We start from the raw sequence: 25,715 nt of genomic DNA on the forward strand, positions 1-25,715 counted from the left end.
ACAGGTGGCTCACAGGTTGCGGTGCCAGCATCGCCGCCGCGTCGGTCCGACGGCGCGACGAGACCCCACTGACGACCAGCAAAGGACCTCCATGTCCCAGGCAACCGCGACAGACACCCGCGTCGAGGCGACGCCGGTGCCAGGACTCTTCACACGGATGTGCGTCGAGGCTTTCGGCACCTTCGTCCTCGTGCTCGGCATCGTCGGCACGGCGACGTTCAACGCCCTCAACGGTGGCCAGATCATCCCGGTGGCTCTCGCCGGCGGCATCGCCCTCATCGCGGTGATCGCCGGGCTCGGGCACATCTCGGGCGGCCACTTCAACCCGGCGGTGACATTCGGGCTCACGCTCGCGGGCCGCTCCAGCTGGGTCGACCTCGCGCCCTACTGGGTCGCGCAGCTCGTCGGCGCCGCGGCCTGCGGCGCGCTCCTGCTGCTGATCATTCCCGACTCGTTCCCGGCGCTGATCGGCTCGGCGTCGAAGGGCGAGGTCCTGGCGGCCACGGCCAACGGCTTCGACGACCACTCGCCGCTGTTCACGCTCACCCAGGGACAGTCGACGTTCGACCTCGCGTCCGCCGCGATCGTCGAGGTCCTCATCGCCGTGGTGTTCGTGGGCGTCATCCTCGCCGTGACGAACGTCCGCGCCAAGGTCGCCTACGCGCCCGTGGTGATCGGGCTGACCCTCGCAGCGCTGCACATCATCTCGTGGCCTGTCACGAACACCTCGTTCAACCCGGCCCGCTCGCTCGCCTCGGTGGTGTCTCCCGATGCCTGGGAGGCGAGCGGAGGCTTCGACCAGCTGTGGCTGTTCCTCGTCGCCCCGTTGGTGGGCGCGGCGATCGCCGCGCTCTTCGCCCGGGCGTTCGCCCCGCTGCCCGCGCTCACCCCGGCCGACGGCTGGGACGAGCAGCCGGGCACGGCGACCTACCCGGCCGACGGGGAGACCGTCCCGGTCACGGTCGAGGAGACCGAGGTCGTCGAGGAGACGGAGGTCGTGGCGGACGACGACGCGCAGCCGGTCGCCGAGGACACCACCATCGAGGAGCCGGCCGCCGCCGACGAGGCGGCCACCGACACCGACACGGCTACCGACACCGATGACACCAAGGGCGAGCCGGAGCCCCCGACCCGCCCCTGAACCGACACGAGAGGCCGGGGACGAAGCCCGGCGCACGGTCGTCAGACGCGAAGTGCAGGGCGCCCAGCGCCCGTGAACGCGACCGTGCGCCGGGCTTCGTCCCCGGCCTTGTTCTCAGCCCACGAAGGCCTAGTTCTCAGCCCACGAGCCGGTCAGACCCCGGGAGCGGTCAGCGCCAGCACGCCCGTCACGCCCGCCGTGCACCAGCACAGGAAGACGTCGAAGCTGCGGCTGCGGATGGCCAGGCCGACGGGTCCCGAGGGCGACACCGCCCGCCAGGCCCCGGCCACGGCGAGGGTCGCGGCGATCGTGAGCGCGCCGAGCCGTGCGCCGACCGTCATCCCCAGGACCACGGCGAGGACGATGCCGGCCAGGACGACGAGGATCGCCGGCAGCGGGCTGCGCACCGGTCGCGACCGATCGTGCGGGGCGGCTTCGACGGCGTGCCAGTGCGGCTGCGCGCGGGCGTCGGCATCAGGGACCACGCTTCGAGCCTACCTGCCACGGCGCCCGCGCCGGCCCGCGTTAGCGTGGGCCCGTGCCGTCCACCGCCTCCCCCGCCCCTCGTTCCGTCGTCGTGGTCGGCGCCGGCCTCGCCGGTGCACGAACCGTCGCGGCCCTGCGCGCGCACGGGTTCGACGGACCGGTCACCCTGCTCGGTGACGAGGGTGTCCCGCCGTACGACCGCCCGCCGCTGTCCAAGGAGCTCTTCTCGCGTCCCGAGCCGGCCTGGCTCGCCGGCGAGATCGACACCGACGTGACACAGCTCGCCGACGCCCGCCTCGCCGCTCGCGCGACCGGGCTCGACGTCGGGGTCGACGGCGCGCGGGTCGCCACGGACGGCGGGGACGTGACCGCCGACGCGGTGGTCCTCGCCGTCGGCTCGCGGGCCGTCTCGCCCTGGCCGGACGCCGTGACCCTGCACTCGGCCGCGGACGCGGAGCGGCTGCGCGAGCGCCTGCGGCCCGGCAGCCGGCTCGTCGTCGTCGGCGCCGGCTGGGTGGGGGCCGAGGTCGCGGGGGTGGCCGCGGCCCAGGGAGTCGACGTGACCGTCGTCGAGGCGGCCGCCGCCCCGCTGGAGCGCCAGCTCGGCGACGTCGGCGCACGGACCGTGCCGTGGTACGCCGAGGCCGGTGTCGACCTGCGCCTCGCGACGCCGGTGCTGGACGTGGACGACGCCGGGGTGACCACGGCCGAGGGCCGCCTCGACGCCGACACCGTCCTGGCCGCCGTCGGCGCCCGACCCGCGACGGCGTGGCTGCCGTTCGACCTCACGGCGGACGGTCGCGTGCCGGTGGACGCCGCGGGCCGTTGGGCCGCGGACGCCCCGGAGGAGATCCGGCAGCGGGTGTGGGCCGTCGGCGACTGCGCCGCCCGCCCGCACCCGGTGTTCGGGACCGTCCCTGGCGGGCACTGGAGCAGCGCGCTGACGGATCCCGAGGCCACCGTGCTGGACATGCTGGGACGGTCCGACGCCCCGCGGCCCGCCGCGCCCTACGTCTTCTCCCAGCAGCTCGGGCACGACCTCGCGTTCTTCGGGGTCCGGCACGGCGACGAGGACGTCGTCGTGCGTCCCCTGGCGGCCGGCTGGGCCGCGCTGTACCTCGCGCCGGGCGCAGGGCCACGGCGCGGGCTGCGGGCGGCCGTGGTCGCCGACTCCCCGCGCGACGTCGGGGGCCTGCGGCGGCTGCTCGGCCGGCCCCGCGCGGTCGAGGTCGACCTCGACCGCGCGGCGGACCCGGACGTCCGCTGGCGCGACCTGCCCGAGGGCTGACCCGGAGCGGCAGGGACAGCCCGACCATCAGCTCCAGCGAGCTCAGTGCGCGAAGTGGCGCGTCCCGGTGAGGTACATCGTCACGCCGGCTGCTTGCGCGGCCGCGACGACCTCCTCGTCACGGATCGACCCGCCGGGCTGGACGACGGCGCGCACCCCGGCGTCGAGCAGCACCTGCAGCCCGTCGGCGAAGGGGAAGAACGCGTCGGAGGCCGCCACGGCGCCACGGGCCCGCTCGACCGGTCCTGACTCGCCGTCGGCGAGCGTGTTCGCCCGCTCGACGGACAGGCGGCAGGAGTCCACGCGGTTGACCTGTCCCATGCCGATGCCGACGGCGGCGCCGTCGTGGGCGAGCAGGATCGCGTTCGACTTGGCCGCCCGGACGGCACGCCAGGCGAACTCGAGGTCCGCGAGCGTGGCGTCGTCGGCGGCTTCGCCGGCCGCGAGGGTCCAGGACGCCGGGTCGTCGCCGTCGGCCTGGAACCGGTCGACCTCCTGGACCAGCAGGCCGCCCGAGACCGGGCGCACCTCGACCGGCGCAGACGGTGCGCCGTCGACCTCAAGCAGCCGGATGTTCTTCTTGGCCTGCAGCACCTCGAGCGCCTCGGGCTCGAAGCCGGGGGCCACGACGACCTCGGTGAAGACCGGGGCGATCTGCTCCGCCGCGGCCTTCGTGACCACACGGTTGGCCGCGATCACGCCGCCGTAGGCGGAGACCGGGTCGGTCGCGTGGGCGCGGGCGTGCGCCTGGGCGACGTCCGCCCCGACGGCGATGCCGCACGGGTTGGCGTGCTTGATGATCGCCACCGCCGGCCCGGAGTGGTCGTGGGCGGCACGCCAGGCGGCGTCGGCGTCCACGTAGTTGTTGTAGCTCATCGCCTTGCCGTGCAGCTGGGTGGCCTGGGCCAGGCCGCTCGCGCCGTCGGTGCGGCCGTAGAGCGCGGCCGCCTGGTGCGGGTTCTCGCCGTAGCGCAGCACGTCGCTGCGCTCCCAGGTGGCACCGGTGACGTCCGGCAGCCCGGACTCGGCGGCGGACTCGTCCGGTGCGTACACCGAGGCGAACCACGAGGAGACCGCCACGTCGTACGAGGCGGTGTGGGCGAACGCCGCCGCGGCCAGGCGCTTGCGCTGGGCGAACGTGAACCCGCCGGCCTGCGCGGCCACCACGACGTCGTCGTACCGCGCCGGGTCGACGACGACGGCGACGCTCGGGTGGTTCTTCGCGGCGGCACGGACCATGGACGGGCCGCCGATGTCGATCTGCTCGACGACGGCGTCGGGCTCGGCGCCCGAGGCGACCGTCTCGGCGAACGGGTAGAGGTTGACCACGACGAGCTCGAACGCGTCGATCTCCAGCTCGGCGAGCTGGCGCCGGTGGTCCGCCTTGCGGGTGTCCGCGAGGATCCCGGCGTGCACGCGCGGGTGCAGCGTCTTGACGCGACCCTCGAGGCACTCGGGGAATCCCGTCAGCTCCTCGACGCGCGTCACCGGGACGCCCCCGTCGGCGATACGTGCTGCCGTCGATCCGGTGGACACGAGCTCGACGCCCGCGGCGTGCAGGGCGGTGGCGAGCTCGGTCAGCCCGGACTTGTCGTAGACGCTGAGCAGGGCGCGGCGGACGGGCCGCCGGTCGTCGTCGGCGAGCTGGACGTCGGGGGACGTGGGGACTGCGGGTGCGCCGGACATCGTGGTGGTCTCCTCGGGTGGTGGCCTTCGCGGAAACCCTGGCACCCAGGCGGGCGGCGCGCACGGTGGACCGGACCGGCGTCGCCGGTCGGATCGGCCGCTCCCCGGTGGTTGTCCACCCTCGCCAGTCACGACCAGGGCAGATCCTACCGGCCGGGGACGGTCACCTTCATCCCCAGGAGCCGCCAGGCTCGCAGCGCGTAGCGCTCGCGCTCGGCCGCGGGCCGACGGGTGAGGGCGGCGGCGACCATCTCGACGCCGAGGAGGACGTCGTCCGTGGTGGTCCCGGGTCGCACGTCGCCGTCGGCGAGCGCACGCTCGAGCCGGGAGCCGAGGGCTTCGGCGGTCCGTTCCCGCAGGTCGACGAGCCGTGGGTCGGGTCGCGACTCCGGCGACGCCGACGCGAGGTCGATGCTCACCACGGAGTCGATGGCGTGGCGGGTGACCACTCCGAGGAGGTCGGCGAGGGTGACCTCGGGGTCGTGGGCGATCTCCTCGACGGTGCTGACCTGCTCCTCGAAGAGCGCGAGCACGAGCGCGATGCGGTCGGGGAAGTGGCGGTAGAGGCTGCCCTGACCGACGCCGGCGCGGCGGGCGACGGCGTTGAGGGGCGCCTGCGCTCCGCGCTCGGCGAAGATCTCGCGTGCGGCGGCGAGGAGCGCCGCGCGGTTGCGGGCGGCCGCCCGAGGGCCGGCGTTCGCCCTCCGCGAGGCCCCGCTCACGTGTGTGCTCACGGTGCTACTTTAGGCGGAGAGAACCGGACAGGCATGTCCGGCAGGCCGGAAGGAAGCCCACCGAGATGTCGGACCTCACCCTGAAGAACACCGTCGCCGAGTGGCTCGCGGACCCGGTCGGCGAGCACGCCCTGACCGAGATGCTCACCGAGGCAGGCGCGAGCCCCCGCTCGCTGGCACCCGCCCGACGGCTCAGCCTCGCCCGGCTCGTCAAGCTCTCCCGCGGAAAGTTCTCGGCGGAGGCGGCGGACGCCCTCGTCGCCCGCGCGGCCGAGCTCCGGGCAGCGGGCAGCGCCCCCGAGACCTCCGCGACCATGCCCACGACGACGACGGCCGGCAGGACGGAGACCGTCGAGCCCGCCGAGTGGGTCGAGCACGTCTCGCCCGGCCGCTTCGCCGGCCAGACCGTCGTCGTCACCGGCGCGGCCTCCGGCATCGGCCGTGCGACCGCCTCGCGGGTGGCTCGCGAGGGCGGCCGCGTCGTCGCCGTCGACATGACGCGCGGCGGGCTGGAGGAGCTGGCCGCCGAGCTCCGCGACGCCAGGGCGGGCGCCGACGTCGTCCCCGTCGTCGCGGACATCACCGACGACGCCGCGATCGCCGAGATCATGGCGGCCGCCGGAGGCCCGGTCCACGCCCTGGCGAACGTCGCGGGGATCATGGACCGGTTCGCCGCCGTGCACACCGTGGACGACGCGACGTGGGAGAAGGTCTTCGCGGTCAACGTGACGGGCACGATGAAGCTCATGCGCGCCGTCGTCCCCGGGATGCTCGCGGCGGCCGAGGGCCGGATCGTCAACGTCGCGTCCGAAGCGGGGCTGCGCGGCTCCGCATCCGGGGCCGCCTACACGGCGTCCAAGCACGCCGTCGTCGGCCTGACCAAGAACGCCGCGTTCATGTACACCGGCACGGGCGTGCGGGTGAACGCCGTCGCCCCGGGCGGGGTGGCCACCGGCATGCAGCCGCAGGACGTCGACGAGTTCGGCATGGGACGGGTGCAGTCGGCGATGGGGATCATGGCCGACATCGCGATGCCCGAGCAGCTCGCGGCCTCGATCACGTTCCTGCTCTCGGCCGACTCGACCAACATCAACGGCCAGGTCGTCGCGTCCGACGGCGGCTGGTCCGCCGCCTGACCCACCCGGACGGTTGTGGGCGCGATTTCTGGCCCGAAATACGTGGTTTGCACGTGTTCCAGACCCAGAAATCGCGCCCACAACCTCACGTGGGATCGATCACGTCGTCGGGCCAGGTGGGCGGCAGCCCGATGCGCCGCACCGGGCGAGCGCACCACACGGCGACGACGGTCACGCCCAGCAGCCCGGCGAGCACGCCGAGTGCCGGCCCGGTCCCCCAGGTGGCGAGCAGACCGCTGCCCACCAGCGGCGCGACCGGCAGCGCGACCACCACGGTCAGGTCCATCACGGAGGCGAACCGGCCCTGCAGCTGGGGCGGGGTGATCGCCGCGGCATAGCCCGCCAGCCCGGAGTTCGCAGCGGGCACCAGCACCGTCCCGAGCCCCAGGGCGACGAGGTAGACGGCGAACGTCTGGCCCACGGCCATCACCACGGCCGCGAGCGCCACGAGGGCGAGGGCGACCGGAACCAGCAGCCCGACGCGCACCCCGGCGACCAGCTTCGGGGCGAGCACGGCGCCGAGGACCATCGACACCCCGATGACGGCGGACAGCACCCCGATCTGCGCCGCGGGCGTGCCCGCGTCGGCGAGCGAGAGCGTGATGGCCAGGAGCATCCCGGTCAGGGTGATGTTGATGACGACGAAGAGCCCCAGACACACCCGGAACAGCGGCACCGACCAGACGTAACGGAGCCCTTCGCGCAGCGCGGTGACCGGGTGGACCTGGCGCGCCTCGGTGGTGTCGGCGTTGAGCGGCTCGCGCACGAGCCACGTGCACACCGCCGTGGCCAGGTGCCCCACGGCGCCGGCGACGAGCGGCGCGGCGTGGGCGATGCCGTACAGGACCCCGCCGAGGGGCCCGGCGACGAGGCCCGCCGCCGCGTCGCGGCCCTGGGCGGCCGCGTACGCCGTCGGGAGCTGCTGCTGCGGGACCACGGAACGGAAGGCGCCGGCGACCGACGGCTCGACGAACGCCCCGGCGACCGAGGACGTGAGCAGGACGGCGGTCAGGTGCACGGCGGTCAGCTCGCCCGACAGCCCGGCGACGGCCGCGCTCGCCCAGGCCAGGGCGGCGACCCCGGCGGTCACGACGATGAGTCGACGTCGGTCGGTCCGGTCGGCCACGACGCCGGCCGGCAGCGCGGCGAGCAGCCCACCGGCGTGCCCGACGGCGGTGATCACGCCGGCCTGCCAGACCGACCCGGTGAGAGCGAGGGCGAGCAGGGGGATCGCGAACGCGGCGATCCCCGCACCGAGCGCCTCCGTGGTCAACCCCGACATGACCAGCAGGTAGGAGCGGTTGCGCAGCAGGCTGGGCGGCTGGTCCACCGCGGGCGTCGGGCCCGTTCGTGTCGTCATACGCGCAACAGTAATTGCGCATGCACTAGTGCGCAATACTCCTTGCGCAAGTGCTCTTGCTAGCATCCGGTCCGTGGAGGAGACGTTCCTGGTACAGAGCCCGGAGGCCCTGAAGGCGATCGCGCACCCGGTGCGGCAACGCATCCTCATGCAGCTCATGGTGATGGAGCACGCCCGCGCGGCGGACCTCGCGCGCGCTATCGGCGAGCCCGCCAACTCCATCAGCTTCCACCTGCGCACGCTGGCCAAGGCCGGCATGGTGGTCGAGGCACCCGAGCACGCGCGGGACAAGCGGGACCGCGTGTGGCGCAACGTCGCGAAGTCGTACCGGGTGGACCCGAGCACCCCCGGTGCGGCGGACGAGGCGATGCGTCCCGCGACCGCCTGGCTGCAGCACCTCGTCGCCCGGGCGTCGGAGGGTCGGCAGCCGGACGACGACGGGCGGCACCGCCTCCTGCTCGTCAACAACCTCCCCCTCACCGCTGCGGAGGCCGAGCAGTTCGGCGAGGAGCTCGTCGCCTTCCAGGAACGCTGGGTCGAGCAGACCTTCGAATCGGCGCGGTCCGACCCCTCCACACCGCGCGAGATCTACCAGCTGCTGATGGCACTGGGGCCGCGCCACGAGGAGGCCGGCGACGCGGACCGGTAGGTTGACCTGCGATGTCGTCCTGCCGGCGTCGGGCACCGAGCTCCCGGACGACTACGAGGTCTGGGTGGTCGTCGACCTCGGCACGCAGAGCGACTCCCAGGCCTACCCGGACCCGACGACGGAGTGACGGCGGGGTCAGGCGCCGAGGACGCCCTGCCGCCCCTCGACCCGCAGCCCCTCGCGCACGACGCGGCCCACCGTCTCGACGAGCAGCGCCCGCTCGGCGACCTTGATCCGCTCGTGGAGGCTCTCCTCGTCGTCCCCGTCCAGCACGGGCACCGCGGTCTGCGCGATGATCGGGCCGGTGTCGACCCCGTCGTCGACCACGTGGACGGTGCAGCCGGTGACCCGGACCCCGTAGGCGAGGGCGTCCCGGACGCCGTGCGCCCCGGGGAACGAGGGCAGCAGCGCCGGGTGGGTGTTCACGACCCTGCCGGGGAACTGCTCGAGGAACGTCGGGGCGAGGAGGCGCATGAACCCGGCGAGCACCACGTAGGCCGGCTGGAACACCGCGACGGCGTCGGTGAGCCCGAGGTTCCACGCCGCCCGGTCCTCGAAGTCCCCCGGAGCCACCACGACGGACGGCACGCCGGCCTGGCGGGCCAGCTCGAGCGCCCCCGCCCCCGGCTTGTCGGAGACGACACCGACGACGCGCGCACCGTAGGAGGGATCGTCGTGGGCGGCGAGCAGCGCCGCCAGGTTCGACCCTCCCCCGGAGGCGAGGACCACGAGACGAGCACCGGGCGCGGGTTCGACAGGATGTCCGGAGGGGGTCTGCACGGCCCTCAGCCTACGGGTGCCGCACCCGCCCGACCAGGTGGTGGGCGAGCAGGACGATCGCGGCGCCGCCGCCGACCTCCGCCGCGACCAGCCCGCCGGTCAACCACACGTCGGCGCCCACGACGGCGAGCGCGCCCGCGCCCGCGGACCCGCCGGCCACCCACTGCAGGACGACCGTGAGCGCACCCGCCGCGAGCGTCGTCCCCGTCACGATCCAGACGAGGTCCCGCCACGCGACCTGGCTCGGCTCGAGGCGCTGCCACGCGAACCAGCCGCCGACGGCCCCGCACGCGACGACCAGCACGGGCGCCCAGGCAGCGTACGGCGTCGACCAGGACTCGCCCGGCAGGACGCCCAGCAGCGGGACAGCCGGCAGGGCGGCAGCCTCCGTGGTGGCCGCGGAGAAGGTTCCGCCCTCACCGACGACGAACCCCGGCCCGGCGATCCACGACGTCGCCCACACCACCAGGTTGGGCACCAGCACCGCCTGGCCGAGCAGCAGGAGCACCACACCGAGACCGCTCGCACCGAGACCGCCGGCGACCAGCGACGCGGTCTCGCGTCCCAGCACCACCCACACGCCGACGAGCAGCCCGCCGAGCCCGACGAGCAGCGCGACGCCGACGACGGCGGCACGCATCCCCAGCCGGAGGGTGTCGGGCAGGTAGGGGTCCATCCGTGGCGCGAGCCCGGCCAGCAACGGACCGTCGGGCGCCGAGAACATGCCCAGCGCGATCCCGCCGCCCCCGACGACCAGCCCGCCGACGACGGCGGCACCCACCTGGACGACGACGTCCGTCGCACCGCTGGTCGCCGCGGTCGCCCCGACCACGTCCAGGACGATCGCGAGCGTGGCGGTCGCCGCGGCGTAGGTCACCGTGCCGGCGACCCACGCCGCGAGGGTCGGCACCGCCGACCGCTTCGCCGCCACGTGCAGGGTGAACAGGGCCAGCGCCGTGATGCCGAGCGGCACCACCGTCAGCGTCGCCCCGGCCGCCGACAACGGCACCCCGTGGCCGAGCAGCCACAGGCCCGTGGCGACGGCGACGCCCGCGCCGAGCCCGCCGTCGGCCCCGGACGCCGAAGGTGCGTCCAGGACGGCGACCACGGCGAGCAGGGCCACGACGGCGTACGACAGGCCGATCGACTGCACCGCGGCCCACACCCCGCTCGACCCGAGCGCAAACCGCTCCCGCAGGCGTCCCTGCGCGAGCTGCTCGACGACAGGGGCGGTTCCGGACCGGGGCGCTGCGCTCACGGCCTCATCGTCCCTCGCGCCCGGTGCGGCGTCGTCGTCCCACGCCGGGGACGACGACGCCCGCCCGTCCGGGAGGCCGGCAGGGCGGGCGTCGCTCGTGGCTCAGGCGCCCTGCAGGATCTCCCGCATGAGCGCGGCCGTCTCGGACGGCGTCTTGCCGACCTTGACGCCGACGGCCTCGAGGGCCTCCTTCTTCGCCTGCGCGGTGCCGGCAGAGCCGGAGACGATGGCGCCGGCGTGGCCCATCGTCTTGCCCTCGGGGGCGGTGAAGCCCGCGACGTAGCCGACGACCGGCTTGGTGACGTGCTCCGCGATGTAGGCCGCGGCACGCTCCTCGGCGTCGCCGCCGATCTCGCCGATCATGACGATCGCCTTGGTCTCCGGGTCGTTCTCGAAGGCCTCGAGCGCGTCGATGTGCGTGGTGCCGACGATCGGGTCGCCACCGATGCCGATGGCCGTGGAGAACCCGAGGTCCTTCAGCTCGTACATCATCTGGTAGGTCAGCGTGCCCGACTTCGACACGAGACCGATCGGGCCCTTGCCGGTGATCGTGTGCGGAGTGATCCCGGCCAGGGACTCACCCGGCGTGATGATGCCAGGGCAGTTCGGGCCGATCATGCGCGTGCTCTTGCCCTGCAGGTAGGCCCAGATCTCGGCCGTGTCCTGCACCGGGACGCCCTCGGTGATGACCACGATGAGCGGCATCTCGGCGTCGACGGCCTCGATGGCCGCGTCCTTGGTGAAGGCCGGCGGCACGAACAGCACGGAGACGTTCGCGCCGGTCTCGGCCATCGCCTCCTTGACCGTGCCGAACACGGGCAGGGTGACGTCGTTGCCGTCGTGGTCCTTGTGCTCGACCGTGGTCCCGGCCTTGCGGGCGTTGACGCCGCCCACGATCTGCGCGCCCGAGTCGAGCATCAGGGCGGTGTGCTTGGCACCCATCCCGCCGGTGATGCCCTGGACGATGATCTTCGAGTCGGAGTTGAGGTAGATCGACATGGCTCTTGTGTCTCTGCTTTCGACGTCGTCTCGGGGGCGATCAGGCCGCTGCGGCCTTGGCGGCGGCAGCGTCCGCGCCACCGTCCATGGTCTCGGCCAGGGTGACCAGCGGGTGCGCGGCGTCGGCCAGGATCTGGCGGCCGAGCGCGACGTTGTTGCCGTCCAGCCGGACGACGAGCGGCTTGGTCGCCTCGTCGCCGAGGATCTCCAGCGCGCCGACGATGCCCCTCGCGACCTCGTCGCAGGCGGTGATGCCGCCGAACACGTTGACGAACACCGACTTGACCTGCGGGTCGTGCAGGATGACGTCGAGCCCGTTGGCCATCACCTCGGAGTTCGCGCCGCCACCGATGTCGAGGAAGTTGGCCGGCTTGACCCCACCGTGCTCCTCGCCGGCGTAGGCCACGACGTCGAGCGTGCTCATGACGAGCCCCGCGCCGTTGCCGATGATGCCGACCTCACCGTCGAGCTTGACGTAGTTGAGGCCGTTCGCCTTGGCCTTGGCCTCCAGCGGGTCGGCCGCCGCCTTGTCCTCGAGCTCGGCGTGGTCCGGGTGCCGCACCTCGGAGGCGTTCTCGTCGAGGGTGACCTTCCCGTCGAGCGCGATGATCTCGCCGTCCTCGGTGCGGACCAGCGGGTTCACCTCGACCAGGGTGGCGTCCTCGGCCGTGAACACGGCCCAGAGCTTGCGGATCGCGTCGGCGACGGGAGCCTTGAGGTCGTCGGCGAAGCCCGCGGCGTCCACGATCTCGGCGGCCTTGGCCTCGTCGATGCCGACGATCGGGTCGACCGCGACCTTCGCGAGGGCCTCGGGACGCTCGACGGCGAGCTGCTCGATCTCCATGCCGCCCTCGACGGAGCACATCGCCAGGTAGTTGCGGTTCGAGCGGTCCAGCAGCACCGAGAAGTAGAACTCCTCGGCGATCTTCGCGCCCGCCGCCACCATCACGCGGTGGACGGTGTGGCCCTTGATGTCCATGCCGAGGATCTCCTCGGCCTTCTGCGCGGCCTCGTCGGGCGAGTGCGCCAGCTTCACACCGCCGGCCTTGCCACGGCCGCCGGTCTTGACCTGGGCCTTGACGACGACGGTCCCGCCGCCGAGCTTCTCCGCACCTGCACGAGCCTCTTCGGGGGTCGTCGCGACGACTCCCCCGAGCACGGGCACGCCGTGCTTCTCGAAGATGTCGCGAGCCTGGTATTCGAACAGGTCCACCCTGCTGCGTCCTTCCATCGGTTGAGCCCCTGGGTCGGCAGAGGCCGGCCTGAGCGATGTCTCGACGTCAAGACATCTTGTCCAGAGTAGCCCTCTCACGCTCGACGGCGGTACGCCCCGGCAGAATTCCTGACGACACCGTGACCGATTCCACACGCCCGTCGCCCCCCGGGTCGGGGGAGCCCTTCAGAGTTTGGTGACCGGGGTGAAGCGCAGCAGCAGGCGCTTCGTCCCGTCGGCACCGAAGTCGATCTTCGCCACCGCGTTTCGACCGGCGCCCTCGAGGGACACGACCGTGCCGAGCCCGTACGCGTCGTGGGTGACCTTGTCCCCCACGTCCAACGACGGGATGTCCGCGTCGTCGCGGGGCGTCGCGGACCCGAAGCTGGCGCTGCCCGACGACGGCGCGCTCTTCCGGGCGACACCCGTCGCGGACGAGCGGCGCTCCCCCGACGGCGTGGTCCGACCGGCCCGCGGGCCCCCGTACCCGCCGCCCCAGGCAGACGCACCACGACGCAACGACTGCGTGGCGGACTCGGCCCGCCGCCAGTCCCACAGCTCGTCCGGGATCTCGTCGAGGAACCGGCTCGGCGGGAACTCGTTGGCCATGCCCCACGCCGACCGGGTGCCCGCCCGCGAGATGTACAGGCGCTCCCGGGCGCGGGTGATCCCCACATAGGCGAGGCGCCGCTCCTCGGCCAGCTCGGCGTCGTCGTGCAGGGACCGCATGTGCGGGAACGTGCCGTCCTCCATGCCGGTGAGGAACACCACCGGGAACTCGAGGCCCTTCGCGGTGTGCAGGGTCATCAGCGTGATGACGCCCGGGTCCTCCTGGGGCTCGGTCTCGTGCTGGTGCTCGGCACCACCGTCCGCGACGTCCTCGTCGGGGATCTGGTCCGCGTCGGCCACCAGGGACACCCGCTCGAGGAAGTCCGCCAGGTCACCCTCCGGGTCCAGCTCGGTGAACTCGGCGGCCACGGCGTGCAGCTCGGCCAGGTTCTCGACCCGCGTCCCGTCCTGCGGGTCGTCGCTCGCCCGCAGCTCGGCCAGGTAGCCCGTGCGGTCCAGGACCGCGCCGAGGATCTCGGCCGGGGTGGCGCCGTCGTCCACGAGCGCACGCAGCTCGCTCATCATCGCGGCGAAGACCCGCAGCGGCTTGAGCGACCGCGTCGTCATGCCGGGGATCTCGTCCACCCGGTCGAGGGCCGCGCCGAACGAGATCCGCTCGGCGTCCGCGAACCCGGCCACGAGCGACTCGGCACGGTCGCCCAGGCCACGCTTCGGCACGTTGAGCACCCGACGCAGGCTGACGTCGTCGTCCGGGTTGGCGAGCGCACGGAGGTACGCGACGGCGTCCTTGACCTCCTTGCGCTCGTAGAAGCGGGTCCCGCCGACCACCTTGTAGGGGAGGCCGACGCGGATCAGCACCTCCTCCAGCGCCCGGGACTGGGCGTTGGTGCGGTAGAAGATCGCGACGTCGCCCGGGCGCACACCGTGGCTGTCGCCGAGGCGGTCGATCTCCTGGGCGATGAACCGCGCCTCGTGGTGCTCGTCATCGGCGACGTAGCCGACGATCTTGGCGCCGGCGCCGGCGTCCGTCCAGAGCCGCTTCGGCTTGCGGCCCGGGTTGCGCGAGATGACCTCGTTGGCCGCGGACAGGATGTTCTGCGTCGAGCGGTAGTTCTGCTCGAGCAGGATCGTCGTGGCGTCCGGGTAGTCCTCCTCGAACTCCACGATGTTGCGGATCGTGGCGCCGCGGAACGCGTAGATCGACTGGTCGGCGTCGCCGACGACGGTCAGCTCCGCCGGGTCGAGACCTTGCTCGACCGCATCCTTCGAGGCTCCGGCGATCTCGCGCACCAGCACGTACTGCGCGTGGTTCGTGTCCTGGTACTCGTCGACGAGGACGTGCCGGAACCGGCGACGGTAGTGCTCCGCCACCGCCGGGAACGCCTGGAGGAGGTGGACAGTCGTGGCGATGATGTCGTCGAAGTCCAGGGCGTTCGCCTGCGCGAGCCGCGCCTGGTAACGGCGGTAGACGTCGGCGAGCACCGCGTCGAACTGGACGGCCCCCGCGTCGGCGAGGCCCCCGCCCGCGAGTGCCCGCTCCCGCCAGCCGTCGGCCGTGGCGTCGCTGCCCGCCTGCTGGGCGTAGGTGTCGGGGTCGATCAGCTCGTTCTTCAGGTCGCTGATCCGGTGCGCGAGGGAGCGCGCCGGATACTTCTTCGTGTCCAGGTCGAGCTCGCGGCACACCAGCGTGATGAGTCGCTGGGAGTCGGCGGCGTCATAGATCGAGAAGCTGGAGCGCAGGCCCAGCGTCTTGGCCTCGCGGCGCAGGATCCGCACGCACGCGGAGTGGAACGTCGACACCCACATGCGGCTCGCCGCGGGCCCCACGAGCTGGGCGACGCGCTCGCGCATCTCCGCGGCGGCCTTGTTGGTGAACGTGATCGCCAGGATCTGGCCCGGGTGGGCGCGGCGCGTCGCGAGCAGGTGCGCGATCCGGTGCGTCAGCACCCGCGTCTTGCCCGAGCCCGCCCCGGCCACGATGAGCAGCGGCGACCCCGAGTGCACGACGGCGGCACGCTGGTTCGGGTTCAGCCCTTCCAGCAGCGCGTCGGCGGCGGCGTTCTGCTCGGGCTCGCGCCGGTCTCCCTGCTCCGACGCGGGCGGCCACGCCCAGTCCGGGGCGCCGTCGTCGTCCCATCGCGGTGCGGTGCGGGGAAGGCGCGCGGTGTCGCCCGACGGCGGGGCGTCGAAGCCGGGCAGCGAGAGGCTGTCGAAGAGAGAGGTCATCGTGGATCAAGGGTAGGCGCCGGAGCCGACACGACGGGACCTCAGCGCGCCGTGCGGGTGCCGCTCGGATACTGTCGCGCCATGGATCCCGTGGCCCACGGCCCTGACCTGCTGCGGACCCCGTCACGCCTGGTCAACCCTGCCACGGTCGGCGGTGCGGTCGCCGTCGGCGTCGGCCTCGTGCTGGTGCTCGTCCCGGCGGTCTCGCTCGGTCTGACCGAGACGGTGATCGCCCTCGGCCTGCTCGTCTCGGGGACGAACGACCTGTGGGACGTCGTGCGGCGCCGCCGGGCGCGGCCCACCGCACGCGCCGCCGCCGTGCTGCGCGGGTCGGCCTCCCTGGTGCTCGCGGGGGTCTTCCTGCTCTCCGGTCGCGACGCCCTGACCGCCACGCTCCTGCTCGGTGGGACGTACCTGCTGTTCCGCAGCGTCGTCACGCTCGTGCTGGCCCTGTTCAGCCACGACCGGACCCGCCGCGCCCCCCGGTACGCCGGCGGCGCGGTAGGGCTCCTGCTCGGCCTGCTCGTGGTGGCCGCACCAGAGGTCGTGGAGAACTGGTTCATCGTCACGCTCGGGCTGACCGCGCTCGGTGGGGGCGCCGTCCTCCTGGCCTACGGCTATCGCGTCGCGGCCGGGCTCGTGGCGCCGCCCGAGGGCATGCGTCCCTCGCTCACGGAGATCCTGTGGACGTGGGTGGAGCGCGTCGACGTCGGCACCCGGCGCCGCGCCGAGCTGGCCGAGCAGCTCTACCTGGAACGCCCCGAGCGGGCGGCCAAGCAGGTGGCGTGGTGGACCATGCTGGTGCTGAGCGTCTGCATCGCCACCCTCGCCGTGCTGCAGGACTCCACCGCGGTGGTCATCGGCGCGATGCTGGTGGCCCCGCTCATGACGCCGATCCTCGGGCTCGCCGCCGCGGTGGTGAGCGGGTGGCCGCGGCGTGCGGCCGGTTCGCTCGTGCTGATCGTCGGAGGCGCCGCCGCCGCGGTCCTCGTCGCGTACGTCATCGCCTCGTGGGTGCCCGCCGTCGTCCCCTTCGACACCAACAGCCAGATCGGCTCGCGGGTGGACCCCACGCTGCTCGACATGCTCGTGGCGGTGGCCGCCGGGGCGGCCGGGGCGTTCGCCACCGTCGACCGCCGCGTCGCACCGTCGATCGCCGGGGTCGCGATCGCCGTTGCCCTGGTGCCCCCGCTGTCCGTCGTCGGGGTGGCGCTCGCCGCGGCTCGCCCGGGCGACGCGGCGGGAGCGATGCTGCTGTTCGCCACGAACTTCGTGTCGATCGTCCTGTCGGCCTCGGTGGTCTTCGTCCTGGCGGGTCTCGCGGACCCCCGGCGACTACGGCGCGAGGGTCGCACGGTGCTGCTCACCCTGGCACCGTTCGTCACGGCGGCGCTGCTGATCCTTGTCCCGCTGCTGCTCACCACGGACGGCCTGCTCAGCACGTCGGCGGACAGGCGGGCGGCGCAGACGGCCGTGCGGGACTGGCTCGGTGAGGACCCGTCCCTCAGCCCGACGGAGGTAACCGTCGGCGACGCCGTCGTGACCGTCGAGCTGGCCGGACCGTCCGACGACCTCCCGGCCCTGGAGGACCTGCGCGCGGCGCTCGAGGACGCGCTGGACGGCAGCTACGCCGTCGAGGTCGCCGTGACGCCCGTGGTGACGCAGCGGCTGCCGGCCTCCGGGTGAGGGCCGCCGTCCTGGTTCACGGATCGACGGCTGAAGCCTGATCTTCCGCGACGCCGGCCCTCGCCGAGCGGCGCATGGGCACGTGCGGGATGCCGTCCTCGAGGTACTCGGGCCCGTCGACGACGAACCCGAACGTCCCGTACCAGCCGGCCAGCGGAGACTGCGCCCCCAGGACCACGTCCGCCTCGGGAGCAGCCGCCGACGCCGCGACGAGCGCCGCGCGCATCAGTTCGCCCGACGCGCCGGTCCCCCGCACGTCCGGGTGGCACACGACGCGACCGATCCGCTGGACGTCGCCGTCGTCGAGGACCCGGGCGGTGCCCACGACCCGGTCGCCGTCCAGGAGCACGACATGCCGGGTGCCCGGCTCGAGGTCCCGACCGTCGAGGTCCGGGTAGGGGCAGTCCTGCTCGACGACGAACACGTCCTGGCGCAGCCGCCAGATCCCGTAGGCGGTGCGGGGGTCGAGTGCGTCGAAGGACCGGGTGAGGGTGTGCACGGCGGTCACGTGACGAAGAGCCCGACGATCCACACCCCGGTCGCGGCGAGCCCGCCGAGGAGCTGGATGCCGATGGTGATGGCGGTCGCCTGCAGCGCGGCGACCGTCGCGCGCCAGGCCGCCCGCGCGTCACGCCGGCGCAGGTACTCCATCACCAGCACCGCCAGGGTGAAGAACAGGAACAGCCCCACCACGGGGACGACGAAGAACCCGACGATGCCGGCGAGCCCGCCGACGGCGAGGGTCGACCAGGGCACCTCGGCGCGGCGCATGTGCCGACCCGCCAGCAGCCACTGACCGATCTCCGCGAGGACGATCACCAGCGCCGCGACAACGAAGCACACCCACGCCGCGGTCCCGCCCGTCACCCAGGCCCACACGAGCACCGAGCCGAGCACGAGGACGTTCCCGGGCAGGATCTGGACGACGATACCGACCAGGCCCACGGCGATCGCGAGGCCGACGAGGACCTCTCCGAGCATGCTCACCGGGCGCGACCGTCCGTGGCGAGCGCCGTCGTCGTCCCGGGGATCACCAGAAGACGGCCACGAGGATGTTGGCCAGCGTCAGCGCACCGATCGCGTGCTTCAGCCCGGGGCTGACGGCGCCCGTGCCGTTGTCCGCCTTGTTCCCCTGCCGCTTGGCGACGAGGGCGAGGACCGTGATGACCAGCGCGACGGTGAGCTTGACGCCGATCTTGGCCATGGACGGGCCGTCGTCGCCCCACACGTCGCCCATCTCCGCGGTCCCGACCATGAGGACGCCCGCGACCAGCGCGGTCGCCGCCCCGTGGAACACCCCGCGGTACAGGCCTGGGCTGCGCAGCGACGCGAGGTAGCCACCGAGGACGATGGCCCACCCGACGAAGTGCAGCACCGTGAAGAGGTTGTAGAGGAACTCCATGCCGACAGCCTATCCGCGCCACGCCGCCGCGGATGGCGTCTCAATCCGTGACACTCGTCCCAGCATGCGGACCTGGGGTTTCGCGAGATGGTCGTACCGGGTTAGATTCCTCGACATGACCACGGCTGCGCCCCACTTCCTCACGACCACCCGTCGTGAGATGTCCGCGCGCCCCAGCCTGCGCATGCGCATGTGCAGCTGTCAGTGCTGCTGTCGCTGATCGCGCCCCACCTCAGCCCCCACCGCCACTGCGGATTCTGAGCACCGGCGCGCGCCGTCGGTCTCGGCCCATCTCTGCTGAGCCATCATCGTCGCGCGTCCCGCCCCCGAGGACCCGAGGAACCCCCCAGGATGACGACGCAGACCACCTCCGCCACGCAGGCCCCCACCGACGCCCCCGCACGCCCGGCACGTGCCGCCCGGCCGAACGGCCAGTGGAAGATCGACGGCACGGCCCCGCTGAACCACAACGAGGAGTTCAAGCAGGAGTCCGACTCGCTCGCCGTGCGCGAACGGATCGAGAACGTCTACGCCCACGAGGGCTTCGACTCCATCACCGACGACGACCTGCACGGCCGTTTCCGCTGGTGGGGGCTGTACACCCAGCGCAAGCCCGGGATCGACGGCGGGCGCACGGCCACGCTCGAGCCGCACGAGCTCGAGGACCGCTACTTCATGCTCCGCGTGCGCACCGACGGCCAGGCCCTCGACCCGACCGCGCTGCGGGTGCTCGGCGACATCTCGACCGACTACGGCCGGGGCAGCGCCGACATCACCGACCGGCAGAACATCCAGTACCACTGGATCGAGGTCGAGAACGTGCCGGAGATCTGGCGTCGCCTCGACACCGTGGGCCTCGAGACGACGACGGCGTGCGGAGATTCCCCCCGCGGGTTCCTCGGCAGCCCGGTCGCGGGCGTCGCCGCCGACGAGATCATCGACCCGACGCCGGTGATCCGCGAGATCAAGCGCCGGTACATCGGCGACCCGGACCTCGCCAACCTGCCGCGCAAGTTCAAGACCGCGATCACGGGGCACCCCAGCCTCGACGTGGTCCACGAGATCAACGACGTCTCGCTCGTGGGCGTGCGCCACCCCGAGCTCGGCGCCGGCTACGACCTGTGGGTCGGCGGCGCGCTGTCGACCATGCCCCGCCTCGGCGAGCGCCTCGGCGTGTTCGTCACCGCCGAGCAGGCGCCCGACGTCTGGCACGGCGTGATCCGGATCTTCCGTGACTACGGGTACCGCCGCCTGCGGAACAAGGCCCGCCTGAAGTTCCTGCTCAAGGACTGGGGCGTCGAAAAGTTCCGGAAGATCCTGGAGGACGAGTACCTCGGCTACCAGCTCCCCGACGGTCCCCCGCCGGCACCGGCCACGCGGCCGGGCGACCACGTCGGGGTCCACGAGCAGAAGGACGGCCGCTTCTACGTGGGGGCCGCGCCCGTCGTCGGGCGGGTCGGCGGCGGGACGCTCACCGGCCTCGCGGACCTCATCGAGTCGGTCGGTGCGGAGTCGGCCCGGCTGACCGCGCACCAGAAGGTCGTCATCCTCGGCGTCCCGGCCGACCGGGTGGACGAGCTGGTCGCTGGGCTCGAGCCGCTCGGCCTCACCGCCCGGCCCAGCCTGTTCCGGCGCTCGACCATGGCCTGCACCGGCATCGAGTACTGCAAGCTCGCGATCGTCGACACCAAGGACACCGCGGCGCGCGTGATCAGCGAGCTCGAGGAACGGCTCGGCGACATCGAGGGTCGCCTCGGCCGGCCGATCGAGCTCAACGTCAACGGCTGCCCCAACTCGTGCGCCCGGATCCAGACGGCCGACGTCGGGCTGAAGGGCCAGATCATCACCGTCGACGGCGAGCAGATGCCCGGCTTCCAGGTGCACCTGGGCGGCGGGCTGGTCGACGACGCACGCGAGGCCGGCGAGCTCGGCCGCACCCTGCGCGGGCTGAAGGTGCCGGCCGCGGACGTCGCCGACTACGTCGAGCGGGTCGTGCGCCGGTACGAGTCCGAGCGCGAGGTCGCCGAGACGTTCGCCCAGTGGGCCCACCGGGCCGACGAGGAGGCGTTGCAGTGACCACCGTCTCCGTCGCCCTCGGGGTCGGCCCCAACGCGTCCGGTGCACCCTCGGGTCCCGCGTCCTCGCTGGCCGGTGCGGCCGCAGCGGCCCGGCGTCGTGCCGCGGAACGCGACCGCTCCCGTGCCCGGCACCGCGCCCGCGTCGACGGCCGGGAGCGTCGGCGTCGCTCCGACGCGGAGCTGAGCCAGATCGCCGCGCGCGGCCGCCGCGAGCTCGGCGGGTCCGGGATCGGGTCGCCCGACGAGGCGTCGGCGCACGAGGTCATCGCCTGGGCCGTCGAGCAGTTCGGTGACTCCCTCGCCGTCGCGTCCTCGATGACGGACTCCGTCCTCGCCGCGCTGGTCAGCGAGCAGCTGCCGTGGGTCGACGTCCTGTTCGGCGACACCGGCTACCACTTCGCCGAGACACTCGGCACGCGGGACGCCGTGGAGCACTCGCTCGACGTGACGATCGTCGACGTGCGCCCGCGCCTCAGCGTCGCGGAGCAGGCCGAGGCCTACGGTCCCGACCTCTTCGCCCGCGACCCGGAGGCCTGCTGCCGCATCCGCAAGGTCGAGCCCATGCGCGACATGCTCGCCGGGTACGAGGCCTGGGCCACGGGCGTGCGGCGGGCGGACTCGGGCTCGCGCGCCTCCGCCGAGCTGGTCTCCTGGGACGCGTCGAACAACCTGGTCAAGATCAACCCGATCGCGGCATGGTCGGACGACGAGCTGGTCGGATACGCGCTGGCCAACGGGCTCACCGTGAACCCGCTGCTGAACGACGGGTACCCGTCGATCGGCTGCGAGCCCTGCACCCGTCGCGTGGCCGCGGGCGAGGACGCGCGGGCCGGCCGCTGGTCCGGCGTCGACAAGTCCGAGTGCGGTCTGCACATCTGAGCCGGCGAGGATCATCGACGTGAGCGACCTCTACCCCCTCGGGCTGCGCGTGCGCGGCCGGCTCGTCGTCGTGGTCGGCGGCGGGCCGGTCGCCGGGCGCCGGGTCCGCGGCCTGCTCGACGCCGGCGCCCAGGTGCGCGTCGTGGCGCCCGGCCTCACCGACCACCTCGCCGCGCTCGTCGCGGACGGGGCCGTCGAGCACCGGGCGCGGGAGTACGCCCCCGGCGACCTCGACGGCGCCTGGCTCGTCCACACGGCGACCGGCGTCCCGGCCGTCGACGCCGCGGTGGCGGACGCCGCCGACGCGGCCCGCACCTTCTGCGTGGTCGCCTCCGACGCCGCGGCCGCCACGGCCTGGGTGCCCGCAGTCACCGAGCTGCCCGAGGAGCAGGTCACGGTCGCGGTGCACGCCGGCCGCGACCCGCGCCGCGCGGTACGGCTCCGCGACGGGGTCGCCGCCGCGCTGGAGGCCGGTGAGCTGCCGCTGCGCCGGTTCCGCCCGGCCGACGGCTCGCGGGACGACGGTGGCCCATCGCCCGGTCGAGTCGCCCTCGTGGGCGGCGGGCCCGGTGCCCCGGGGTTGGTCACCGGCCGGGGGCGTCGGCTCCTGGCGCGTGCCGACGTCGTCGTCGTGGACCGGCTCGGACCGCGCTCGCTGCTGACGACGCTGGCGGACGACGTCGAGGTGGTCGACGTCGGCAAGACCTCCGGCAACCACCCGGTGCCGCAGGAGCGCATCAACGAGCTGTTGGTGGAGCACGCGCTGGCCGGCCGCGACGTGGTGCGGCTCAAGGGCGGCGACCCGTACGTGTTCGGGCGGGGCGGCGAGGAGCTGGCCGCGTGCCGCGCCGCCGGGATCGACGTCGAGGTGGTGCCCGGTGTGACATCGGCCGTGTCGGTGCCCGCCGCCGTCGGCATCCCGGTGACGCACCGCGGGGTGGCCGCAGGGTTCAGCGTGCTGACCGCCCACGAGGCGGTGGCCCACGTACCTGGCGGCGCCGACCACACCCTGGTGCTCCTCATGGGCGTGACCCGGCTGGCGCGGACCGCGGAGGTTCTCGTCACGGCCGGCAGGCCGGCGTCCACCCCGGTGGCGGTCGTCGAGGACGGCTACGGCCCGCGTCAGCGCGCCACGTTCGGCACGCTGGGCGACATCGCCGGGCGGGCCGCAGCCGCGGGGGTGCAGCCGCCGGCCGTCACCGTGGTGGGCGACGTCGTGCGCCTCGCCGCGGGCTGGGCGTCTCACAGCGCCGACGGCCAGGCGGTGAGCAGGCCGTGACACCCGGTCACGCGGGCGTCACCCCGACGTTCGATCGGGCGCGTAGCGTAGCGCGCATGGCCGCACCGACCCTGCTCGCGATCTCGCACGGCACCTCGTCGCCCGTCGGCGCCACCGCCGTGGCCACCCTGGTCGACGCCGTCGCCGCACGTCTCGAGGACGAGGTCCCCGTGCGTGCCGGGTTCGTCGACGTCCAGGAACCCGACGTGCCGACCTGCCTCGACGGTCTGCGGGGACGCACGGTGATCGTGCCGCTGCTGCTGTCGGCGGGCTTCCACGTGCACGTCGACCTGCGCCGCGAGATCGACGACGCCGTCGGCTCCGGTGCCGACGTGGCGCTCGCCGGGGCGCTCGGTCCCGACGGCCGGCTCGTCGACCTGCTCGCGCGGCGGCTGGCGGGGGCGGGCCTGGCCACCGGCGACGTCGTCGTCCTCGCCGCCGCCGGGTCGTCCGACGCCCGCGCCGTCGCCGACTGCGAGCGCACCGGCGCGCTGCTCGCCGAGCGCACCGGGCACCCGGTCAGCGTCGGCTTCATCGCCAACGCCACGCCGCGGGTGCCCGACGTGGTCGCCGCGGCGCGTACCGAGCACCCGGGCGCACGCGTGGTGATCGCGAGCTATCTCCTCGCGCCGGGCTACTTCCAGACGCTGGCCGAGCGCGCGGGCGCCGACGTGACCACCGGTCCGCTGCTGCTCGCCGACGCCGAGGCGCCGCGCGAGCTCGTCGACATCGTGATCGAGCGCTACCGCGTCACCGTGTGAGCCGCACGCTCGCCTGGTGAGCACTCAGAGCAGGCGGCGCGCCGCCGCCCACCGCGTCAGCTCGTTGCGGTTGGAGAGCTGGAGCTTGCGCAGCACCGCCGAGACGTGGGTCTCGACGGTCTTGACCGAGATGAACAGGTCCCCCCCGACCTCCCGGTAGGTGTACCCGCGGGCGATGAGCCGCATGACCTCCTGCTCCCGCTTCGAGAGCCGGTCGAGCTCGTCGTCGGCCACCGCGACGTCCCCCGCCGCGGTGCCGAACGCGTCCAGGACGAAGCCCGCGAGGCGCGGCGAGAAGACGGCGTCGCCCGCGGCCACCCGCAGGACGGCCCCGGACAGGTCCGTCGCCGAGATGTTCTTGGTGACGTAGCCCCGCGCCCCGGCGCGGATCACCGAGACGACATCCTCGGCGGCGTCGGACACGGACAGCGCGAGGAACCGCGTCCCGGCCAGCAGGTCCGCGCATCGTCGCACCACCTCGGCACCGCCGCCGCCGTTGCCGCCGGGCAGGTGCACGTCGAGCAGGACGACGGGCGGCTGCTCGGCGTGGACGACGGCGACCGCCTCGTCGACGTCCGCGGCCTCCCCGACCACCCGTACCCGGCCGTCGAGACTCGCCCGCACGCCCGTGCGGAACATGTGGTGGTCGTCCACGAGGACGACGGGGACGGGGTTCTCGCTCACGGGTGGGCTCCTTCGTCGGCTGTCGTGTCGTGCGGGTCGCTCGCACCGGACGGTTCCGGCGCGTCCGGCGGCGTCCCCGCGCTGTGCTCCTCGCCCGCGTCCCGGGGCACGGACAGGCGTACCTCGGTCCCCCAGCCGGGCCGGCTGACCACCTCGGCCGTCCCCCCGCGGCGGCGCACCCGCCCGCAGATGGACTCGCGCACGCCGAACCGGTCGGGCGCGATGTCGTCGAGGTCGAACCCGTCCCCACGGTCGCGCACGAACATCTCCGCCGCGGCGTCCGTCACCTCGAGGTAGACGGTCACCGGCGGAGCACCGTGCACGACGGCGTTGACGAGCGCCTCGCGCGTGGCCTGCAGCAGCGCGTGGGTCGTCGCGGTGGGCGGGCAGTCCCCGACGGCCACCAGCTCGATCTCGACGGCGCGGCCGTCCTCCACCTCGGCCACCAGGTCGCGCAGCTCGGTGGCCAGGGAGGTGCCCGGGGCCTGCCGGTCGTCGTAGAGCCACTCGCGCAGCTCGCGCTCCTGCGCACGCGCCATCCGGGCGACCTCGTCGGCGTCGTGCGCACGCGCACGGATGAGCGCCAGGGTCTGCAGCACGGAGTCGTGCAGGTGGGCGGCGATGTCCGCCCGCTCGGCCTCCCGCTCGCGGGCTGCACGCTCGTCGCCGAGCTCACGGACGAGGCGCAGCCACCAGGGCGCCAGCACCAGCGCCACCCCGACGAGCACGGCGAGCGACGCCAGGGTGACGGTGAGCAGCTCCGCGGGCGGGGTGCCCTGGACGAACAGCAGCAGCACGCCCGCCGTCACGAGGACCAGCCCGCCGACCAGCCGTAGCAGCGTGCTGGAGCGCGACGGCGGGGCACCCGTCTCCCGCGAGCGCTGCACGGCGTCGAGCTGGCTCCAGGCCAGACCGGCGCCACCGGCGACGACGAGGAGCGGCAGCCACATGGTGGGTAGGTCCCAGCCCGAGCGCAGGGCGACCAGCAGCGCCGCCACGACCAGCAGCGCCACACCGATCCCGACGTCCCGCCGGGAGAGCCCGGCGACGGGCCCGCTGCGCCGCAGCCGCGGCGCGAGGCGTGCCAGGGCAGCCGGCCGGGCCTCGTGCGCCACGTCGTGCGGGTCGCCCGCCGGCACCGTGAGCCACCAGAACACGTAGAGCGCCAGACCCATACCGCCCAGGAGCACGAGCACGACCATCGCGAGGCGGACCAGCCGGACCGGGACGTTCAGGTGTGCCGCCAGACCGGCGCACACGCCACCGAGCCACCGCCCCCGCCGGGGACGGCGCAGCGGCAGCCGCGCGGGCATCTGGATGGTCGTCACTCCCTGATCGTGGCACGTCAGGGACGCCTCCGGTGCGAGATCCGGGGTTCTCGGCACCGGTCTCAGGGTCGGTTCAGGGCTCCACCCCATGG

The 25,715-nt window shown here is 73.7% G+C and carries 24 protein-coding genes; 10 read left to right on the forward strand and 14 right to left on the reverse strand.

Features of this window, described 5'->3' with window-relative positions; translation table 11 throughout:
* Positions 1-91: 91 nt before the first annotated feature.
* Positions 92-1,141 (forward strand): aquaporin, encoded by a 1,050-nt coding sequence (locus ACWAT2_RS06260; protein ID WP_402372290.1) that lies wholly within the window; start codon positions 92-94, stop codon positions 1,139-1,141.
* A 152-nt stretch (positions 1,142-1,293) separates the two neighbouring features.
* Here the strand turns inward: ACWAT2_RS06260 and ACWAT2_RS06265 are convergent, their stop codons facing one another.
* Positions 1,294-1,626: a DUF3017 domain-containing protein gene (locus tag ACWAT2_RS06265; RefSeq protein WP_402372292.1), complete on the reverse strand. Its 333-nt coding sequence runs from the start codon at positions 1,624-1,626 to the stop codon at positions 1,294-1,296.
* A gap of 53 nt (positions 1,627-1,679) precedes the next feature.
* On the opposite strand from ACWAT2_RS06265, the gene ACWAT2_RS06270 reads away from it, so the two are divergent.
* Positions 1,680-2,915 (forward strand): NAD(P)/FAD-dependent oxidoreductase, encoded by a 1,236-nt coding sequence (locus ACWAT2_RS06270; protein ID WP_402372294.1) that lies wholly within the window; start codon positions 1,680-1,682, stop codon positions 2,913-2,915.
* A gap of 42 nt (positions 2,916-2,957) precedes the next feature.
* Here ACWAT2_RS06270 and purH read toward each other — a convergent pair whose 3' ends face one another.
* Both purH and ACWAT2_RS06280 read right to left on the reverse strand, forming a co-directional pair.
* Positions 2,958-4,601, reverse strand: coding sequence for a bifunctional phosphoribosylaminoimidazolecarboxamide formyltransferase/IMP cyclohydrolase (gene purH, locus ACWAT2_RS06275; RefSeq protein WP_402372296.1), 1,644 nt, complete (start codon positions 4,599-4,601; stop codon positions 2,958-2,960).
* Between the two features lie 146 nt (positions 4,602-4,747).
* Positions 4,748-5,335 carry a TetR family transcriptional regulator gene (locus tag ACWAT2_RS06280; RefSeq protein ID WP_402372297.1) on the reverse strand — a complete coding sequence of 196 codons (588 nt, stop codon included), beginning with the start codon at positions 5,333-5,335 and terminating at the stop codon, positions 4,748-4,750.
* 65 nt (positions 5,336-5,400) lie between these two features.
* On the opposite strand from ACWAT2_RS06280, the gene ACWAT2_RS06285 reads away from it, so the two are divergent.
* Positions 5,401-6,471 carry an SDR family NAD(P)-dependent oxidoreductase gene (locus ACWAT2_RS06285; RefSeq protein WP_402372299.1) on the forward strand — a complete coding sequence of 357 codons (1,071 nt, stop codon included), beginning with the start codon at positions 5,401-5,403 and terminating at the stop codon, positions 6,469-6,471.
* A gap of 85 nt (positions 6,472-6,556) precedes the next feature.
* Here ACWAT2_RS06285 and ACWAT2_RS06290 read toward each other — a convergent pair whose 3' ends face one another.
* The gene (locus tag ACWAT2_RS06290) at positions 6,557-7,831 is read right to left on the reverse strand and encodes an MFS transporter (protein WP_402372300.1); all 1,275 of its coding nucleotides are present in this window, start codon (positions 7,829-7,831) and stop codon (positions 6,557-6,559) included.
* 73 nt (positions 7,832-7,904) lie between these two features.
* Between ACWAT2_RS06290 and ACWAT2_RS06295 the strand changes: the two genes are divergently transcribed.
* Together ACWAT2_RS06295 and ACWAT2_RS06300 are read left to right on the forward strand one after the other, a co-directional pair.
* Positions 7,905-8,480, forward strand: coding sequence for an ArsR/SmtB family transcription factor (locus tag ACWAT2_RS06295; RefSeq protein WP_402372302.1), 576 nt, complete (start codon positions 7,905-7,907; stop codon positions 8,478-8,480).
* A 1-nt stretch (position 8,481) separates the two neighbouring features.
* A complete protein-coding gene (locus ACWAT2_RS06300) occupies positions 8,482-8,607 on the forward strand; it encodes a hypothetical protein (RefSeq protein WP_402372304.1) in 126 nt (41 codons plus the stop codon).
* Between the two features lie 8 nt (positions 8,608-8,615).
* On the opposite strand, the gene purN is transcribed toward ACWAT2_RS06300, so the two are convergent.
* The 5 genes from purN to pcrA all read right to left on the reverse strand — a co-directional run bounded on the left by purN (position 8,616) and on the right by pcrA (position 15,526).
* A complete protein-coding gene (gene purN / locus ACWAT2_RS06305) occupies positions 8,616-9,260 on the reverse strand; it encodes a phosphoribosylglycinamide formyltransferase (protein ID WP_402372306.1) in 645 nt (214 codons plus the stop codon).
* Positions 9,261-9,270: 10 nt separating this feature from the next.
* Positions 9,271-10,518 (reverse strand): cell division protein PerM, encoded by a 1,248-nt coding sequence (locus ACWAT2_RS06310; protein ID WP_402372307.1) that lies wholly within the window; start codon positions 10,516-10,518, stop codon positions 9,271-9,273.
* 102 nt (positions 10,519-10,620) lie between these two features.
* Positions 10,621-11,517 carry a succinate--CoA ligase subunit alpha gene (sucD, locus tag ACWAT2_RS06315; protein WP_402372309.1) on the reverse strand — a complete coding sequence of 299 codons (897 nt, stop codon included), beginning with the start codon at positions 11,515-11,517 and terminating at the stop codon, positions 10,621-10,623.
* 40 nt (positions 11,518-11,557) lie between these two features.
* Positions 11,558-12,730 carry an ADP-forming succinate--CoA ligase subunit beta gene (gene sucC / locus ACWAT2_RS06320; protein ID WP_402372311.1) on the reverse strand — a complete coding sequence of 391 codons (1,173 nt, stop codon included), beginning with the start codon at positions 12,728-12,730 and terminating at the stop codon, positions 11,558-11,560.
* Positions 12,731-12,916: 186 nt separating this feature from the next.
* The gene (gene pcrA / locus ACWAT2_RS06325) at positions 12,917-15,526 is read right to left on the reverse strand and encodes a DNA helicase PcrA (RefSeq protein ID WP_402372312.1); all 2,610 of its coding nucleotides are present in this window, start codon (positions 15,524-15,526) and stop codon (positions 12,917-12,919) included.
* A gap of 81 nt (positions 15,527-15,607) precedes the next feature.
* Between pcrA and ACWAT2_RS06330 the strand changes: the two genes are divergently transcribed.
* Positions 15,608-17,212, forward strand: a complete 1,605-nt coding sequence (locus ACWAT2_RS06330; RefSeq protein ID WP_402372314.1) for a DUF389 domain-containing protein — start codon at positions 15,608-15,610, stop codon at positions 17,210-17,212.
* A 16-nt stretch (positions 17,213-17,228) separates the two neighbouring features.
* Here the strand turns inward: ACWAT2_RS06330 and ACWAT2_RS06335 are convergent, their stop codons facing one another.
* From ACWAT2_RS06335 to ACWAT2_RS06345, 3 genes are read right to left on the reverse strand one after another with little or no spacing between them, the layout of a single operon-like run.
* The gene (locus tag ACWAT2_RS06335; protein ID WP_480048651.1) at positions 17,229-17,720 is read right to left on the reverse strand and encodes a GNAT family N-acetyltransferase; all 492 of its coding nucleotides are present in this window, start codon (positions 17,718-17,720) and stop codon (positions 17,229-17,231) included.
* The gene (locus ACWAT2_RS06340) at positions 17,717-18,193 is read right to left on the reverse strand and encodes a DUF456 domain-containing protein (protein WP_402372921.1); all 477 of its coding nucleotides are present in this window, start codon (positions 18,191-18,193) and stop codon (positions 17,717-17,719) included. Before ACWAT2_RS06340 ends, ACWAT2_RS06335 begins: the two co-directional genes overlap by 4 nt.
* A 49-nt stretch (positions 18,194-18,242) precedes the next feature.
* A complete protein-coding gene (locus ACWAT2_RS06345; RefSeq protein WP_402372318.1) occupies positions 18,243-18,614 on the reverse strand; it encodes a hypothetical protein in 372 nt (123 codons plus the stop codon).
* Between the two features lie 351 nt (positions 18,615-18,965).
* Here ACWAT2_RS06345 and ACWAT2_RS06350 point away from each other — a divergent pair, with 351 nt between their 5' ends.
* From ACWAT2_RS06350 to ACWAT2_RS06365, 4 genes are read left to right on the forward strand one after another with little or no spacing between them, the layout of a single operon-like run.
* Positions 18,966-20,690: a nitrite/sulfite reductase gene (locus ACWAT2_RS06350; protein WP_402372320.1), complete on the forward strand. Its 1,725-nt coding sequence runs from the start codon at positions 18,966-18,968 to the stop codon at positions 20,688-20,690.
* Complete coding sequence (locus ACWAT2_RS06355) at positions 20,687-21,571, forward strand: phosphoadenylyl-sulfate reductase (RefSeq protein WP_402372321.1); 885 nt, start codon at positions 20,687-20,689, stop codon at positions 21,569-21,571. Before ACWAT2_RS06350 ends, ACWAT2_RS06355 begins: the two co-directional genes overlap by 4 nt.
* A gap of 13 nt (positions 21,572-21,584) precedes the next feature.
* A complete protein-coding gene (gene cobA / locus ACWAT2_RS06360) occupies positions 21,585-22,850 on the forward strand; it encodes a uroporphyrinogen-III C-methyltransferase (protein WP_402372924.1) in 1,266 nt (421 codons plus the stop codon).
* A 56-nt stretch (positions 22,851-22,906) separates the two neighbouring features.
* Positions 22,907-23,611, forward strand: a complete 705-nt coding sequence (locus tag ACWAT2_RS06365) for a sirohydrochlorin chelatase (RefSeq protein ID WP_402372322.1) — start codon at positions 22,907-22,909, stop codon at positions 23,609-23,611.
* A 24-nt stretch (positions 23,612-23,635) separates the two neighbouring features.
* Here the strand turns inward: ACWAT2_RS06365 and ACWAT2_RS06370 are convergent, their stop codons facing one another.
* Positions 23,636-24,295, reverse strand: coding sequence for a LuxR C-terminal-related transcriptional regulator (locus ACWAT2_RS06370; RefSeq protein ID WP_402372323.1), 660 nt, complete (start codon positions 24,293-24,295; stop codon positions 23,636-23,638).
* Positions 24,292-25,608 (reverse strand): ATP-binding protein, encoded by a 1,317-nt coding sequence (locus ACWAT2_RS06375; RefSeq protein ID WP_402372927.1) that lies wholly within the window; start codon positions 25,606-25,608, stop codon positions 24,292-24,294. Before ACWAT2_RS06375 ends, ACWAT2_RS06370 begins: the two co-directional genes overlap by 4 nt.
* Positions 25,609-25,715: the final 107 nt, after the last annotated feature.

The sequence above is a fragment of the Isoptericola sp. GX10416 genome, from assembly GCF_056590155.1.

Excerpts from the sequence above, each read along its gene's own strand:
- ACWAT2_RS06345 (WP_402372318.1), bottom strand. The coding sequence starts at position 18,614 with ATGGAGTTCCTCTACAACCTCTTCACGGTGCTGCACTTCGTCGGGTGG.
- ACWAT2_RS06330 (WP_402372314.1), top strand. The coding sequence starts at position 15,608 with ATGGATCCCGTGGCCCACGGCCCTGACCTGCTGCGGACCCCGTCACGC.
- sucD (WP_402372309.1), bottom strand. The coding sequence starts at position 11,517 with ATGTCGATCTACCTCAACTCCGACTCGAAGATCATCGTCCAGGGCATC.
- ACWAT2_RS06340 (WP_402372921.1), bottom strand. The coding sequence starts at position 18,193 with ATGCTCGGAGAGGTCCTCGTCGGCCTCGCGATCGCCGTGGGCCTGGTC.
- ACWAT2_RS06365 (WP_402372322.1), top strand. The coding sequence starts at position 22,907 with ATGGCCGCACCGACCCTGCTCGCGATCTCGCACGGCACCTCGTCGCCC.
- ACWAT2_RS06290 (WP_402372300.1), bottom strand. The coding sequence starts at position 7,831 with ATGACGACACGAACGGGCCCGACGCCCGCGGTGGACCAGCCGCCCAGC.
- ACWAT2_RS06350 (WP_402372320.1), top strand. The coding sequence starts at position 18,966 with ATGACGACGCAGACCACCTCCGCCACGCAGGCCCCCACCGACGCCCCC.
- ACWAT2_RS06285 (WP_402372299.1), top strand. The coding sequence starts at position 5,401 with ATGTCGGACCTCACCCTGAAGAACACCGTCGCCGAGTGGCTCGCGGAC.
- ACWAT2_RS06260 (WP_402372290.1), top strand. The coding sequence starts at position 92 with ATGTCCCAGGCAACCGCGACAGACACCCGCGTCGAGGCGACGCCGGTG.
- purH (WP_402372296.1), bottom strand. The coding sequence starts at position 4,601 with ATGTCCGGCGCACCCGCAGTCCCCACGTCCCCCGACGTCCAGCTCGCC.
- ACWAT2_RS06375 (WP_402372927.1), bottom strand. The coding sequence starts at position 25,608 with ATGCCCGCGCGGCTGCCGCTGCGCCGTCCCCGGCGGGGGCGGTGGCTC.
- pcrA (WP_402372312.1), bottom strand. The coding sequence starts at position 15,526 with ATGACCTCTCTCTTCGACAGCCTCTCGCTGCCCGGCTTCGACGCCCCG.